The organism is Peribacillus simplex (assembly GCF_001542915.1).
Taxonomy (GTDB): domain Bacteria; phylum Bacillota; class Bacilli; order Bacillales; family DSM-1321; genus Peribacillus; species Peribacillus simplex_B.
Genome location: NZ_LNNH01000059.1, coordinates 225,514 through 241,592, shown reverse-complemented (window position 1 = coordinate 241,592; position 16,079 = coordinate 225,514). Strand labels below are relative to the sequence as shown.

The 16,079-nt window shown below is 38.8% G+C and carries 16 protein-coding genes; 4 read left to right on the top strand and 12 right to left on the bottom strand.

Annotated elements, in window-relative coordinates; all coding sequences use genetic code 11:
• Nucleotides 1-358: 358 nt before the first annotated feature.
• From AS888_RS26570 to vanY, 4 genes are all read left to right on the top strand, one after another.
• Nucleotides 359-568 (top strand): hypothetical protein, encoded by a 210-nt coding sequence (locus tag AS888_RS26570; protein ID WP_221408628.1) that lies wholly within the window; start codon nt 359-361, stop codon nt 566-568.
• Nucleotides 569-1,264, top strand: coding sequence for a vancomycin resistance response regulator transcription factor, VanR-F/VanR-M family (gene vanR, locus AS888_RS24790; RefSeq protein ID WP_061144734.1), 696 nt, complete (start codon nt 569-571; stop codon nt 1,262-1,264). It begins immediately after the preceding gene.
• Nucleotides 1,257-2,354: a HAMP domain-containing sensor histidine kinase gene (locus AS888_RS24785; protein ID WP_061144751.1), complete on the top strand. Its 1,098-nt coding sequence runs from the start codon at nt 1,257-1,259 to the stop codon at nt 2,352-2,354. Before vanR ends, AS888_RS24785 begins: the two co-directional genes overlap by 8 nt.
• A 117-nt stretch (nt 2,355-2,471) precedes the next feature.
• Nucleotides 2,472-3,350, top strand: coding sequence for a VanY-A/VanY-F/VanY-M family D-Ala-D-Ala carboxypeptidase (gene vanY, locus AS888_RS24780; RefSeq protein ID WP_061144733.1), 879 nt, complete (start codon nt 2,472-2,474; stop codon nt 3,348-3,350).
• Nucleotides 3,351-3,577: 227 nt separating this feature from the next.
• Here vanY and AS888_RS24775 read toward each other — a convergent pair whose 3' ends face one another.
• The 12 genes from AS888_RS24775 to AS888_RS24720 all read right to left on the bottom strand — a co-directional run bounded on the left by AS888_RS24775 (nt 3,578) and on the right by AS888_RS24720 (nt 16,021).
• On the bottom strand, nt 3,578-4,348 hold the full coding sequence (locus tag AS888_RS24775) for a hypothetical protein (RefSeq protein WP_061144732.1): 771 nt from the start codon (nt 4,346-4,348) through the stop codon (nt 3,578-3,580).
• Nucleotides 4,349-4,387: 39 nt separating this feature from the next.
• Nucleotides 4,388-4,846: a flavodoxin gene (locus AS888_RS24770; protein ID WP_061144731.1), complete on the bottom strand. Its 459-nt coding sequence runs from the start codon at nt 4,844-4,846 to the stop codon at nt 4,388-4,390.
• 116 nt (nt 4,847-4,962) lie between these two features.
• The gene (locus AS888_RS24765; protein ID WP_061144730.1) at nt 4,963-5,361 is read right to left on the bottom strand and encodes an IDEAL domain-containing protein; all 399 of its coding nucleotides are present in this window, start codon (nt 5,359-5,361) and stop codon (nt 4,963-4,965) included.
• Between the two features lie 746 nt (nt 5,362-6,107).
• Complete coding sequence (locus AS888_RS24760) at nt 6,108-6,485, bottom strand: hotdog domain-containing protein (RefSeq protein WP_061144729.1); 378 nt, start codon at nt 6,483-6,485, stop codon at nt 6,108-6,110.
• Nucleotides 6,486-6,625: 140 nt separating this feature from the next.
• Entirely contained in the window at nt 6,626-7,402 is a 777-nt protein-coding gene (locus AS888_RS24755) for an AraC family transcriptional regulator (protein WP_061144728.1), read from the bottom strand.
• Nucleotides 7,403-7,427: 25 nt separating this feature from the next.
• Nucleotides 7,428-8,003, bottom strand: a complete 576-nt coding sequence (locus AS888_RS24750) for a LysE family translocator (RefSeq protein ID WP_061144750.1) — start codon at nt 8,001-8,003, stop codon at nt 7,428-7,430.
• Nucleotides 8,004-8,187: 184 nt separating this feature from the next.
• Nucleotides 8,188-8,781 carry a trimeric intracellular cation channel family protein gene (locus tag AS888_RS24745; RefSeq protein WP_061144727.1) on the bottom strand — a complete coding sequence of 198 codons (594 nt, stop codon included), beginning with the start codon at nt 8,779-8,781 and terminating at the stop codon, nt 8,188-8,190.
• 165 nt (nt 8,782-8,946) lie between these two features.
• A complete protein-coding gene (locus AS888_RS24740; RefSeq protein ID WP_061144749.1) occupies nt 8,947-10,134 on the bottom strand; it encodes an amidohydrolase in 1,188 nt (395 codons plus the stop codon).
• Between the two features lie 668 nt (nt 10,135-10,802).
• A complete protein-coding gene (locus AS888_RS24735) occupies nt 10,803-11,747 on the bottom strand; it encodes a DMT family transporter (protein WP_061144726.1) in 945 nt (314 codons plus the stop codon).
• Nucleotides 11,748-12,397: 650 nt separating this feature from the next.
• Nucleotides 12,398-13,336: an MBL fold metallo-hydrolase gene (locus AS888_RS24730; protein ID WP_260320350.1), complete on the bottom strand. Its 939-nt coding sequence runs from the start codon at nt 13,334-13,336 to the stop codon at nt 12,398-12,400.
• Nucleotides 13,337-13,587: 251 nt separating this feature from the next.
• Nucleotides 13,588-14,829, bottom strand: a complete 1,242-nt coding sequence (locus AS888_RS24725; RefSeq protein WP_061144725.1) for an MFS transporter — start codon at nt 14,827-14,829, stop codon at nt 13,588-13,590.
• A 265-nt stretch (nt 14,830-15,094) separates the two neighbouring features.
• On the bottom strand, nt 15,095-16,021 hold the full coding sequence (locus AS888_RS24720) for an alpha/beta hydrolase (RefSeq protein ID WP_061144724.1): 927 nt from the start codon (nt 16,019-16,021) through the stop codon (nt 15,095-15,097).
• Nucleotides 16,022-16,079: the final 58 nt, after the last annotated feature.

Below are 16,079 nucleotides of genomic sequence, written 5' to 3'. Positions count from 1 at the left end.
GCGGAAAGCGAGTGCCTGGAGTGGAAATCAACGTCTAAATTGTACAGGCCATAAAAATAGACAAACTCGATTTTCATCGAGTTTGTCTACAGTCTGAGCGATGGAGTGCTCTTCTTCCATCGTTTTTATTTTCCTATCAATTTTTGTACGATTATATAACGCCGTTTCTTATACAATTTTTTCAGCCTGACATTTGTGTTTTTTCTTTTTCAAGGCGAAATATTCATATTGTTAGGACAGGATCGTTCCGTCAAGGTAAACGTTTCGCTGTTTCTGATTCTCGACTGCGACCTCATGTATTTATCATCATCCATAATTGGCTCCGGCAGTATCATTTTCCTATGAAAGCAAGGGAAGATTGCTTATACAGCTGGATAGCAATAGTTTTATAACAGTTCAGAAAAAAGGCCATATCCTTGAAGTAGTTAAGGGTATAATGGAAAATAATAAAGAAGATCTGCATGAATTATCATTCATGTTAGAAAGCTCTTGCTACAGATCCCCAAGCTATGGCGTTTCTTATGGCAAGAGTCAATTAGATTGTAATTTTCAATGGGAGTGGGAATGAATGAAACGTCTATCAATTTTAATAGCGGATGATGAAAAAGAAATTGCCGATCTAATTTCCATCCTTTTGGAAAAAGAGGGGTACCATGTCATTACAGCCTCTGATGGTCAAGAAGCCCTTGATGTTACCGAGACCCAAAATGTTGATTTGCTGATTCTGGATATCATGATGCCGAAAATGGATGGATATGAAGTAATCCGTCACATTCGCGAACGGCATAATATGCCTGTCATATTTTTGAGCGCAAAAACCTCTGACTTCGATAAGGTCCATGGACTTGTGATTGGAGCAGATGATTATATGACCAAACCATTTATCCCCATGGAATTGGTTGCCCGTGTCAACGCTCAGCTGAGGCGCTTTACGAAGCTTAATCAACCAAAAACAGATCATAAAACGAACTTGGAATTTGGCGGGCTGGTTATTTCTCCTGATCAGCGCACCGTAAATTTATATGGTGAAAACATTGAACTTACCCCAAAGGAGTTTGATATTTTACATTTATTGGCCAGTCATCCAAAGAAGGTTTATAGTGTGGAAAACATATTTCAGCACGTTTGGGACCAAGCTTATTTTGAAAGTGGAAATACCGTTATGGTACATATTCGCACGTTACGAAAAAAGCTGGAAAAAGATACACGGAAGAATACATGGATTAAAACCGTATGGGGTGTCGGATATGCATTCAATGGCTAAAGCTGTACGCGGTTTTCGTTCGAAGATGGTGCTATTATTCGGTTTAAGTATGCTATTTGCTGGTATCATCACCTATTCCATCTTTAAGGGACTTCAAATTTATTATCATACCTATGTCCAGTTTGGCGACAGGCTGACTTTTTATCGTCGATTGATGAATGAAATTGGTGACATTAACTTCTTTTTACTACTGTTCATCCCGCTTTCGATCTTGTTTTTTTATGTACTGACCCAGCCCTATTCGACCTACTTCAATAAGATTTCAACAGGGATCCACCATCTAGCTCGAGGAGATTTCTCATATAAGGTTCAAATAAATACCTATGATGAATTCAGGGATATTGCCCAAGATATCAACTTGGCAAGCGAGAAGTTGAAAGAAGCTATTGAAAGAGGAGATTTTTCGGAAAGCAGCAAGAATCAGTTGGTCGTAAATTTAGCACATGATTTGCGTACGCCTCTTACGTCTGTTTTAGGTTATATCGATTTAATTCTTAAAGATGAAAAATTGACTAAGGAGCAGATCACACATTTTTTAACGATTGCGTTTACTAAATCACAGCGTTTAGAACGGCTTATAGATGAATTATTCGAGATAACGAGAATGAACTATGGGATGCTGCCAGTTTATAAAAAGCAAATTAACTTAGCCGATTTGCTCAACCAACTAACGGAAGAATTGTACCCTGTTTTTGAAAAAAATCATTTAACCGCGCGAATGAATATTCCTTCCCCATTACCAATTGTTGCAGACGGAGCCCTTTTAGCCCGCGTGTTTGAAAACCTTCTAATCAATGCAAATCGTTATGGAAGCGACGGTCAGTTTGTAGACATTCGCGGCTTTATACATTCTGGGGAATTGGTTGTTCAAGTTGTGAATTATGGAGATCCCATCCCTCAAAATGAACTGCCGCATCTTTTTGATATGTTTTATACTGGGGACAAAGCTCGAGCTCACCAAGAAGACAGCACTGGGCTGGGCTTATTCATTGCAAAAAACATCGTGGAGCAGCATAACGGGACAATCAGTGCCGAAAGTAGTTTTATGCATACCGTTTTTGAAGTTCGATTACCTCAAGAAAGTGGATAAAATGATGAAGCTCACATCCCAAAGAATGATTTAAGAAAAATTTAAGAATTACCCCACTCTTTTTTTAAAAAGTTTGTCCTATCTTATAAGAAGATAAGATCAAGGAGGAAGCTTACATTGAAAAAGTTGGGGTATTTATTTTTTTTTGGATTGAGTATCGGTTTTGGTTTCATTTATATAGCACCGACTTTTCATGGGAAAGTCGAGATTCAAACATATGATCGATATGAAAAAGTTAAATTAGCCGATATAGGCATTCCTAAAAACATTCAGCGGAAAGAGATTTCCAAAGAACAGGTATACCAAGGAAATCTGCTCTTGGTCAACAGTGAATTTCCTGTTCATTCAGAAAGTGAAAAGTCGGATATCGTAAATTTATTTACGAACAAGGAATTGACAGAGGGCTACGGATTGCTTGATGGCAATATTGAGTTATCAAGGGATGTCGCACTTGCATTTTCGAAGATGATAACGGCTGCCAAAAAAGAAGGGGTTCATCATTTCTTGATTAATAGTGGATACCGGGGTATGAATAAGCAACGTGAACTTTACCGGGAAATGGGACCTGACTATGCCTTGCCTGCCGGCTATAGTGAACACAATTTGGGTATATCCCTTGATGTAGGTTCTTCACAGATGAAAATGAGTGAAGCGGCGGAAGGAAAATGGATAGAAAGAAATGCTTGGAAATACGGTTTTATTTTACGCTATCCAAAGGATAAAATCGATGTTACAGGCATTCAATATGAACCGTGGCATATCCGTTTTGTAGGTTTGCCACACAGCGCGATCATGCATAAAAAAAATTTCGTCTTGGAGGAATATTTAGATTTCCTCAAAAAAGAAAAGTCCACTGCTGCAAATGTTAACGGGGTACAATATACAATTTCTTATTACCTTGTTTCTGAAAGCATGACAATTAAAGTACCACATAATAACCATTACGAGATTTCGGGCAACAATATCGATGGAGTAATAGTAACCGGGTATGAATGATCAGCAGTATGGAGAAAGAACTGATAAGAGCCTTTTCCATGTTCATAGCTGAAGGTTAGAGGATATGAGGTGATGTTTTACGTTATATAAACGATAGTGCGGATTATCCCGATATGGAATGATCCGCCTTTAAAAAATTATGTAAATACCCGTTTTCAAGGTGTTTTTCTCTTCCTTCATCAGCGGATGCCCATAAAATACTAACCTGATCGCAGCCGCGAGCATAGTCATTGGATTATAAAACCATCGTGATTCATATTAATGCCTTCATAGCACCTTTTTTGATAAGAACAACTACTGCAAACCGTTGCGCAATCCGTTTTCAAGTAATTTTTAGGTTGTTGCAAAAGATTCTTGATGATGTTAAGGTACTCCAATCCGTTCGAAACGTCTTCCATGATTGGAATGTATGGTTTCAGTTTACCGTCCATAAGCGAGATGATTTCAATTCTCTCAGGTAATTGACCAAATGCCTTTTGACAAAATACCGAAATCATATGAATAAACAAAATGTTCATATCTTCAGTAGTATCGACTAAATATTTTTTGATGATGAATGAGTTGCTTGACCATTCTGCCACTTCGAGAGTTAAGGAAAGGTCGGTCCCAAGCTCATCAATCGTCATGTTGAGCTTTTCATATAAAAACAAAGGAGGGTATTCATTTTTCCCAGAAGTTAAAAATTGGTTCAAATGGTCTGATATTTTGGCTAAAGCCAAATAATACTGAATCTTTGACTCGAACTGTCGTACATCAATGACTCTCCAATGTTCATCTATGAGCTCCATAACCGTCTTGGTCGTCTGGCTTTCAAGAGGAAGTTTATAATATCGACTTACAACTTGATTAATGACAAATTGAACCATCTTTCGCCAATTATGTTGAGCTGCGCTTTTTCCTTCAATATGATGAAAGTAAAATTGATAAGGACATCTTATGAAATCTTGTAAATGATAATCAGTCAAAGTGGCAATCGAAACCCGATATTCCTTCCCCATCAATTCCCTTCACTCCTCTTTACCCTATGCTGTCTAAAATTATATGGAAGAAACCAAACTTTTTTTCATGAACTCCCTCCCGAAATCCTGGCACCTTTTGATTTCCTCATCTTCTGGGGTTAATTCGACTTTTAACCCTTCCATGACGATATCAGCGCCCCGTTCCCTTAATTTTTCGCTCAAAATATCTACAGCTGCACAATAGTGTGTATAGTATGAATCGCCTGAACCAAACACCGCAGCTTTCTTTCCGGTTAAATCAACATCATCCATTTCATCATAAAAGTCTAAAAAATCATCCGGCAGATCTCCATCCCCCCACGTGTATGCACCTAATAAGATACCATCGTACCCTTCAAGTATGGATGCTTCTGGACTATCCATTATATCTATCATTTCAATATCCACATCGTTCTCCTTGATTCCTGCTGCAATGGAGTCCGCCATTTCTTCTGTATTGCCACTCATACTGGCAAAAATAATAATGATTTTAGACATGCAATTTTCCCCTTCCAACCATGCTTTTTATTATTTGAATGCTTATCCTTTCATTCTTATCTTCAGGAGAAAGAACGTCATCACCGCATACACCTTAACAAGTGCACCCTGTTTGCTTAATACGCATGCACATCTTCCGTGTTCATTTTATTCTTTATTTCCTGGACGCAGCTCAGTTCATCAGCAAACGAAAGAAACGACTCCCTATCATGTGCATCGAGTGCTTCGTTGATTTTAAAGCCCAAATGATTAATTCTCAGATCCAAATCCAATATGGAGCAAATGGTGCCAGTGGAATACAGCTCCTCGATGTCTGCCACTTGCATAAAAAACTGATACTCTTCGTTGACCACGATCAAAAAGTGCCATCCTAGACAATCTACATATTTCCGCTCATCGGTAATTGTCCATACATCTCCTGGAAAGAAGTCGATCATATGCAGGTGCTTCTGCCCCGGGCAGCAACAGCTTACTTGATGTTGAAAAGGTTCTAAAATTACATGATTTTTATCCATTGGTTTATTCCCCCGCTTACATTGATTTTTTCGTCAATCGATTTTTATAATTTATTTATCCTGATCCATATCTGTTTATCCACTTTGTCATTCTTATGACTGACATATAAAGAAAAAACAACGAATGAAAATGATTATCAATTTCATTTACTATTTTATATGATAATGATTCTCATTGTCAATCTAGTTTTGGTAACTTTTCTCGTGTTTGTTTGCATTTGAGGAAATATGACCATTTTCTCCAGCAGGGGGAACGAATATCGTTAAGAGTGTATAGGATGATTTATTAATGAAGGAATATGTTAGATACTCGTCGATGATTTATCACAGGGTTCCTTAGCCTAAATAGGTTAGTTGAAGAACTGAAGGATGACAAAAAGCACCTATCTAGGTATGATAGATGCTTTTAAATAAGAAATTGATGAGAAAGCCCGCCAAATCGCAAGTTAAACGGCTTAAATTGGCGAGTAAACTTCTCGAATTCGCCAGGAGATTGCCCAAATTAAACGAGTAAACTGGCCTGTTCACAAGAATAAGTACAAAATTCGCTAGTAGTCGCTCAAATTATTAGATTATCTCTTAAAGATCGCGGCAGGTTATTCCGAAGAAATTGACCTAGTCTATAAAACTAGTACATTTACATGCAAATGAAATGTATATACAATTGGGTTGCGCAAGCCTTGTATATGAATTATTAGCCGTATTTAAAAATTTTACTGAAGCACATAGTGAGGAATATGGTGGGATTAAAGAATTATTCCTTTGAAATTCCCTTTTAGGACTTCTTTTTCATTCTGGTTTTTACATAAGAAGGCTGCATGGATAGCACTCCTATCATTTTCTTGCTTTTCGAATTCCTCGATTTTAACTACACAATTGATTGTATCTCCTGTAAATACAGGTCTCAAAAAATCAAAATTCATGGTTCGAGCCAATACGTTATGCTCCCCGCCAATTTTTGTTGGCAGAGTCGCCGTTAATAATCCTTGTACGACAAGTCTTCCTTGTTCGTCCGGGGAAACATGGTGAATCCCTTCATCACCCGAAATAGCTGTAAATACTTCAACATCCCTTAGAGTAAATGTCCGTGCAAACGTAATGATATCCCCTGCTTTTAAGGGCATGGTTGATTACTCCCTCCCTGAAGGTTCCAACGAACGGTATCCAACGATCCAGATGGGTTGGTCTTCTTTTGGCTTTGTTTCATCCAGCAAGGTTGGCATGCATTCTTGGAATTCCAATTAAGTGGATTGGTCCATCTTTTTCAATTCATATATGACATATATTCATAGGCGGTTGTTCCGTAAACGCTTTTAAAGTGTCTGTTTAAATGGGTTAAATCAACAAAACCACACTCCGCTACTGCTGAATAAATATCTCGTTTTTTTTCTATTAACTGCTTTGCGTGCTCTAACCTGCAGTTAAGGAAGTATTGATACGGTGTGATTCCAGTATGGGCCTTGAATAATCTAATGAACTGAAATTTGGATAAATCAAGCTCTTTACACATCTGATCAAGTTTAAGTACGCTTTGTAAGTTGGCGTGAAGCATGTCTTTTGCTGTTTTAATTAGCTTATGGTCTTTCTTATACGTGTTAGAAAGATTCGTTTCAATTAGGCTATCGGTAAGGGCAACAAGTAATTCACTGCACAATGTCTCATCTTTTTCATTTAATATTGCATGGGAAAGCCGTAATATTCCTTGTTTAAGCTTATCATCATACACATTGGGTTTCGGAAAGAGGATGATATCCTTTTTATCCATTACCTGCAGAAGCATTTGTGGATCTATATACAGCATCACATAATCGAGACCTGTCTCATCATGGGCCATTCCATCATGTGCCTGTTCCGGATTAAAAAACATGATGCCATTTTCGTAGGACAAGTGTAAATGGCCATCCAGGTTATAGTGCTGAATACCGCGCAAGGTGACTCCTATGGCATATTCTTTATGAGCGTGCCTTTTATACGAAAAATCAGTGATGCTTGCTGACAAGGCCGTTATGCCTGCCGATTTTTTATAGATGAACTTTTCCATATATCTCACCTCTTAAGTAGCCTGCCTATATCCAGATCATGATTGCAGCGTAAACTAAAAACAAAGCCATCAATATATTTACGATCTTTTTATACTTCTGTAAAAACCCCTTGAAAATCGCTCCGAAAAGTACCCACGCAATGAATGCCAGGAACCCAATTATCGTAATGGCGACAACACTTATTGTAACCGCAGCCATTGATACATAATAGGGCATAATATAGGTGGGAATTACAGTCATTGTAAAAAGCAGTACCTTTGGGTTTAAAAACTGTGTAAGAAATCCAGACATAAAGCTGCCTGTTTCGTTTACAGACGGTTTGGATGTATCCATATTATATACCTGATAAGCAAGATACAACATATAAACGCTTCCGATTATCTGCATGACGAGTAAAATTCTTGGTATGACCGTTACAAGTAAGGTGTTCAGTATAGCAGAAATGGCGAGCAAGACACCAAAAGCAATCGTCGCTCCATACGTATAATCCATGGCCTTTTTAGTGCCGGAGTTATGCACGGTGGTCAATATGACGATATTGGTCGGTCCTGGTGTAAACGTAACGATAAAACAGTAAAAAATAAAAGATGTCATATTCATGAGGTATGCTCCTTTCAAGCTATCCTCATCCATTGTATCTTCTTACGGTAAAAGCCTATAGTATGTTATTGCGGAAAGTAGAAAATCCAGGGATAAAATCCGAGTACATCATAGAACCCCGTTTTTAAGTGAGAAATTTTATAGAGATCATGTAGCCAAGAATTTTATTTTTAATATTTGATTATCATTTTTTGTGGGGCAGATTCCATTTAAAGTGCACTGATATCATTCTAAAAATAACGATTACGATTAAAAGAAAAAGGGTTGCATATGGCCCGCGCATTAAATCCAGACCAATCATAAAACCTGCAAATGCGGCCCACAAGGCATATATCTCCGAATGAAAGATCATTGGTTTTCGCCCTGCAAATACATCGCGTATCAGCCCGCCACCTGCTCCCGTCATGACAGCTGCTACAATAACGGCTATTAATGGTGCCTGAATCGATACGGCATAGTCTGCACCTTGAATGGCGAATGCCGCTAAACCGATAGCATCGAAAAATATCACCCACTTTTTCAAATGGCCAATCCAATTATCCGGCATGAAAAATGCGATGGTAATGCCTAAAAAGGCAATTCCAAATAAATAATCTTGCGACCAAATAAGTTCAATCGGTATTTCAATTAATAGATTGCGAACAAGGCCGCCCCCGAAGGCTGTCGTAAAGCCTAAAACGTACCCTCCTAATAAATCGTAATTCACTTCCCTTGCGATGAAAGCACCGCTTATTGCAAAAGCTATCGTACCAATGATATTAAGAATGTCCCATGTCAATGTTCCTCCCCCTCTCCCCATGCCCATGGTCCTTCTTGACGAGCAAAAACCACAGTGAATGCTTTGGAATCAAATGAATGGATAAACTTTTTTAACGGTGAAGGGGCCGGACTAATCCCATTCAGCCCCGCCTCCGCTTTGCTTCATTCATTTTGCCGAGTGCTACTAATCCAACTCATAATAACCGCATACCACATATCCTACTGCTTTTGCTGCCACAAGAAGGGCATCTTCATCCATATCAAACTTAGGATGATGATTGAAATAAGGTTTCGTAACTCCTTTAGGCGTACAACCTATGTAAAAGAAGCAGGAAGGGAATTTTTCCGCATAATAAGCGAAGTCTTCAGATGGAGGAAGCACGGGAAATTCCTTCACTTCTTTTATATCTTTATCATTTGCAGATGTAAGTAACTCAGCAACCTTTTGCGTAATTGCGGCATCATTATATAGGGGCGGATAATCATTCGTATACGTCAGCTCACATGTTACACCGAATTCTTCTTCCAGCCCCTTTACAAGACGCTTCACTTCTTTTTCAATGGTTGCTTTTGTTTCTACAGTCATATAACGGATATCGCCTTCAAGCTCTACGCTGTCTTTAATGACATTGAATGTCCCTTTTCCATCAAAAGAGCCGATCGTAATCACACCGATATCAAAAGGACTCAATCGGCGGCTAATGATCGTTTGGGCAGCTGAGACGAAATGAGCACCAGCGACAATGGCATCATTTGCCAGATGTGGAGACGAACCATGTCCGCCTCTGCCTTGAACTTTCAATTTCATATAAGCTCTTCCGTTAAAAGAATATCCCGAGTGGTAACCAACGACGCCTGCTGCATCCATTGGCAGCAGATGGATTCCAAATATATTATCGAGATCATCAAGCATGCCCGATTCTACCATACTCTTAGCACCTCCTGGCGGAACTTCTTCCGCATGTTGATGAATGATTTTTATCGTACCTGGGATTTCAGCTTTTAATTGTATGAGGCAATCCGCCAAAATTAACAAATAGGCAGTATGTCCATCATGGCCGCACGCATGCATAACGCCCTCATTTTTTGATTTAAAGGGTACATCCGTTTCCTCGACAATCGGAAGTGCATCAAAATCGGCTCTGAGCCCGATGTTTTTTCCAGGCTTTCTCCCTTTAATCGTGACGATTATTCCATATCCATTTCCTACATTCGATTGAATATCAACATCTTTTCCTTTATAAAAATCAATAATATATTGAGCTGTCTTTTCTTCTTTAAAAGAAAGCTCAGGATTTTCATGCAGGTGCCTACGGATTTCAATCATTTCTTCCTTACGGGATTCCAGCATTTCCATTAACGTATTTCTCATCATCATTTCATCTTCCCTTCATTCGGTTTCGAAACGCCACTAATGTGGCAAATCATTCTGTAATTGGCTGCCGCTTGGGGACATCCGGGGATTTGGTAGAGGCATTAGATGTTTTACCAGTATCTTTAGGCACCATAAAGATAATAGATAGTATGGAAAGTATACCGAATATTACGTTTACGATAATACCGAGCGATGCCGCTGTTTCAAGATTCCCATTCGCTGATATTGCTCCATCTTTGAATCGAAGATTTTACAAACCACCATTACGGAATACACTTCCTTGTCCTCTTTTTACCTTCACTTCCCTCCCTTGTGAATCTCCCAAAAGTTAATGGCAGGATTTCCACCTATTTAATTAGCGAAGGTGATACCTAATAATCACAGCATAAGAGCAGAAATGGCCCAGGCATGATTCATAAAACTTGAAATGCTGAACCTATAATTGTGTGGGGAAGGCAATCAGATGGAAACCATGCAAAAAAAACCCGGCTTCAATTGGTCGAGCACTTTATTAAAACTATGTATTATCAATTACCCCCTAGCAAAATAAGGGTACAATTGCTGCCATTATGTATGGAGGTCCTCCATCGGCAGCTTTTAATATCAAGTAGTAATTGTTTCCGGTATTTCGCATCCGTCCGCAGGCAGCTAGTTGTATTTAACATCTATTCTTTTGCACTGCCCGAAACGAGAATGGAACCTATCAGTACTATTGCTGCGCCTATAACGAATTGCAAGCTGACAGGGGTGCCTATAAATATGATTTCAGTTACGATTGCCCAAAAAACATAAGTATTGTTGAGCGATTGACCTCTTGCAGCACCTATTAAGTTGATCGACATGTAGTATAAAGAATAATTAGCAGTTCCCAATAAACCTGCCATCGCTATTAACCATACGATCTTAGAGGACACCGCTTCAAGAACTAGAGGATAGCCATGCATAAAAGACACAATAAATAGCCCATAACATAAAGCAGAGGTCATCTGCCTTATGTTAATCGCATATAACGGAACGACATCGTCTCCCTTCATTCCCCAAGCACCTATCACCCCTTCGAGTCCCCAAAATATAGCGGCTCCTAATGAAAATAATATTCCAATGAAAAAGTGACTATCCACGTCCAATTTTGATGGCATATAGGCCAATATGATTACTCCTGTGATGCTTATCATTATCCCAAGCCAAGCTCTCCTGTTCATTTTTTCCTTCAAAAAAGTAAAAGCAAGCACGGCGCCTATTCCAGGAAATATAGAAGAAATGCTTGCGGCATAAGTTACTCCCACATATTGAATGCCAAAAAAATAAAAGGTCATTGCCAAAGGTCCACCAGATAAAGCTCCTAAAACTAAAATCGCACCGTTTTTTGTTTTAAGTAACTTCAATACATTAATAAATTCACCTTTTATAATCATAAGTAAGGTAACCCATAACGCCGAGAAAAAGTCATGCATGAATGCTGCTATAATTGGTGCAAGCATTATCGATTGTTTAAAAGGGGTACTTGCGATTATAATGCCGATCACTACCGTATCTACACCCCAAGCAACAGCAGAAGTTGCTCCTAGGCCCATACCAATTTTAGCTTGTTTATTGCTTTTCACATTCATTAGCACAACCTCTTTTTTAGATAATCATTTCAACTGAATCCACCGAAATGCGCAAGTAGCTTTGTTTTGATTCTTTGAATGATTCACTCGATTATCGGCCGAATTACATTTACTTCTAAATATATCTTTGTTGGTTTTACTATTGCTTAGGCAGACCACTTGATTATGTTCTTGTTAATTAGCACTTAATCGCCCTCCAATACTCGGCTATTCATGTATAGTTAATGTGACCATCAGGAATAGAGTTTATTCGTCTTCATGCAGCGCAAATAGAACTCGAACACTGCTGATAAGATTCATAAAGTTAACGGGAGAAATGATGGAACTGTGCATATCAAGGTCCCCCATTGAACGAACTGCATGGGAGTTCTGTGAAAATGAACTTCATCAGCAAAATTATAGCCCCTTTACAAATGATTTTTTAACCTTTCAAGTCCTTTGCTTTTAAAAAACGAAAAAGGCGACAGCTTATTCCATAATGAAACAAACCATCACCTTTTTATCTATTCTCGATTATTATTCGAATAATTATCCTTATGAAAATGAAGTAACTATCTAGTATGCTTCCAATAAAACAGAAGAATATAGATATCATTCAGATAATCGCTGTTATCAGAAGCAGCGCATTACCAACACGGATTTGTTCCTCATTAATAATACTGCCAAATTCCATTTTCCATTTCTTTATGAATTTCCCCTAGTAATTCCAGATAATCAAGGTAACCAATAACTTCAGAGATGATATTGAAAAACCGCTTTTCGTACCTATCATTAAAACGGAATCGGGCAATGTCATGTCCAGTTGAAATCCCTGATTTGATAATGTTCAAGTATATGTTGGCTTTTTTATCCAACTCTATTATTCTTTCTTTTATTATATCTACAGGATTTTCCAAGATATCACCGTGACCTGAAAAGATGACCTCCACATTCAATGATAAGCACTTTTCCAATGAACGCTTTTGCTGAATCAAGGAATTTGTACGCGCCCCATCTAGATTTGGTTCAATGAAGGCATTGCTGGCCATATGTGCAATTAATAAATCTCCTGAAAATAACCATTTACACTTCCTATTATAGAAGGCGATCTGGTCGGGAGCATGTCCAGGGATATCCAAAATATCAAAGTCAAAAAACAGGTCTTGAGCCACTTTAATATCACATTCGATTTTTTTATCTTCTGTTAGAAGAATTGGATTATGCAAATCGACCACTTGTCGATCACCGAATTTACCGCACCCCATTTGTCGGTACAGATTTCTGAAAAATTCTTTCCTCCGTTTCATGTATTCGCTGTCTCTTTTCAGTATAGGGATGGCACGAGGATGTGCATATACGGGAATGGGATTGGCACACACAATTCTGTTAACCAGGCCAATATGGTCTGTGTGATGATGGGTTAGTAATATCGCTGAAATATCAATCAATTTATAATGATTTTCCTCTAGAATTTCTTGCAGGGAACGCCAGCAGTCTTCGGTGTCCATCCCAGCATCAATCAATATCAAGGAATCCTGATATCTTACTAAGTAAAAGTTGATGCTCTTCAGCTTATTGCAAAATGGAACAATTATTGGAAATACTTCCATAGTGGTTTTTTTATACAATACTTCTCCCTCCAGGATACCGTTATGCTTAAAGCGCTTCCAAAAACCAGCCTTCATAATCAAACGCAAGCTGTGCAGAAATCCCAATCACAAATCATACGTAAGGAAGGCAAGAAGAATGTCTTAGCTGGATCTTCCGCCTCCGATGTTCAACACGTTCACTTGATACAAATTATTAGGAATTTTCCACTCGGATGAGATCTTGAAACGAAAATCAAAGTTCACGATGGGTTTTATAAGGCACTTTCCATCTCCTTGTTGACCCTAACCTTTACTGGTGCCGATTCTTTAAGGAATAGTGAGAAAACAAAAGCAAGAAGCCCGCCTCCAGCACTAATCCAAAGCGGTGCTGTAAGACCCCAAGCGTCGGCGGCCATGCCACTATACAAAGGGCTAAGGACGCCTCCGACAATTTCCGTTGCTGCAAGAATAAAGCCAATCGTAGCAGCGGCATATTGGATCGGAACCGTTTCCGCCGGAATTGTAGTCGTAAACATGGTTAGATTTCCAATCCCTGAAACAAAAACGAAAATCAGCACGGATATTGCTACTACGTTGTCAACGTACATTAGCGTAAGCGGTACGAATAAGGTTAGGACCCCAAATATAAGAGATGTCGGTTTTCGTCCAATACGATCTGAAATGGCTGGAACGATAAACCCCCAGATTGCATTTCCGGCCCCAAAGGCTGCCATTACCATACTCATAGTACTTAGGGACAATTGCTTTACTTGTATCAGGTAAAGAGGTGCATAAATGGAGAAAGGTAGAAGGAATACCCAAAAACTACAAGAAACGATGACACATAGCCAAATATTCCGATCTTTCATTATTTGTTTAGCGCTTACTTTTTCTTTCGCAATTGCGGGAGAATTGGATATATCAGAATTTTTCTTAGGATTTTTCACGACCTTCCCAATGAAAAGGGCGATAACCAGACCCGGTATGATCGTCAAATAAAATGCAGTCCGCCAATCAGTTGCATTTGCCAATGCAACAATGACCAGAGGTGCCAAGAATCCCCCAAAAACACCATATGAAGTCCCAGCCGTAAACCCTAGGTTGAACCCTCTGCGCTTAGGGGTAGATTCAACTGATAATATAGATGAAGAAATTGGGATTATTGGTCCTTCAGCGATTCCCATAAACAAACGCAAAACAATCAAGATGCCAAAAGACGCCGCTAATCCATGTGCCAATGATAAAAAGGAAAAGAACAGGACCATTGAAACCAAGACAGCTACTTTACTTTTGACCCTGTCAGAAATATACCCCAAGATGGGACCCGAAAGTGCCCATGTAATCGCTAATGCTGAAGAAAGCATCCCGATTTGAGTATTTGTCAGGCTAAAATCTTTTTGCATGAATGGAATAAGATAATTGATAGCCAGCCGATCAAAGAATACAAACCCGATAGAGAAGAAAAAGATTGCGGTTAATTTATTCTCATAGCTCCAAAACTTTCTTTTTTCCATTAATAAACACACCCTTCCTGACAAACATCTAATATTAAAGCTATAGGTTATTAGCGAATTGAGCCGAATTATAAGGCTGTTAAGGTGCACAACCGTCTTTTGTATTTTCCCCTATAAAGCTCCAGAGAATATTTCTGTAGAGTCAATAAAAAAGGAAAGGCTTTCACAACAGTGCAAGTTTATGTTGCGAAAGCACTTCTTTTGTAAAAGCCTTTTAAACGATCTTAGGTACCTGCCATTTCAAGTTGCGATATTTTCAAAATTCTTACTTGGAATTTAAAAATTGAGCTGTCCGTTTATACACATCTTTATATTCATCTAAGTGCGTGAATTTGCCTAAGAAACCATGAGTGGCACCTTCATACCTTTTCGTTTCTACATGTACACCACATTTTTTTAATTTCTCGGCAAATAATTCCCCTTCATCGCGGAATGGATCATATTCTGCAGTGATGACCAATGCTTTCGGAAGATCATCTAAATTTTTTGCTCGTATGGGTGATACATACGGATGATTAACATCTGCATTCCCCATCAGATAAAAGGAATTAAGTTCTGCTAATCGCTCACTTTCCACGAAATATCCCTTACCATTTTCAACTAGGGATGGATACCGGAATTCACTGAAGTCAAGATCTAAAGATGGATAATACAACACTTGCTTCGTAACGGTGAAATCCTTATTGTCACGGGCCATCAGAGAAACGGCAGCAACCAAATTTCCGCCAGAACTATCCCCTGCAAGAGCAAGGTTCTGACAGTCCCACTTCAGTTCATCCATATGTTCCATTGCCCATTTTGTGACATGATAACAATCCTCTAAAGCAGCAGGAAATGGATATTCCGGGGCCAGTCGGTAATCCACGGATATGACTTTATAGCCGGACTCCATACATATCGATCGAACGATTTCATCATGGCTTTCTAAATTCCCTGAGAAAAATGCGCCTCCATGAAAGTAGATTAACAATGAATACGATTCGCTTTTATACGGCGTGTAAATTCTTATCGGAATAGTGGTTACCGAAGTAGGAATCGACACCTCTTCAACAGAATAGACTTGCTCACGTTTTTCAACAGGTAAAATGGGTGTATTGAACGCTTTTCTATGTTCTTCCGGATTGATCTTGTAGTTGGCATCGGATTCCGGAATCATATCCAATATTTTTTTTATTTCGGGATGTACAGGCAAATCTGAGACCCCCTTAATTAATGTTTGAATATTCAGTTAATTTATTTTATCATCAGTA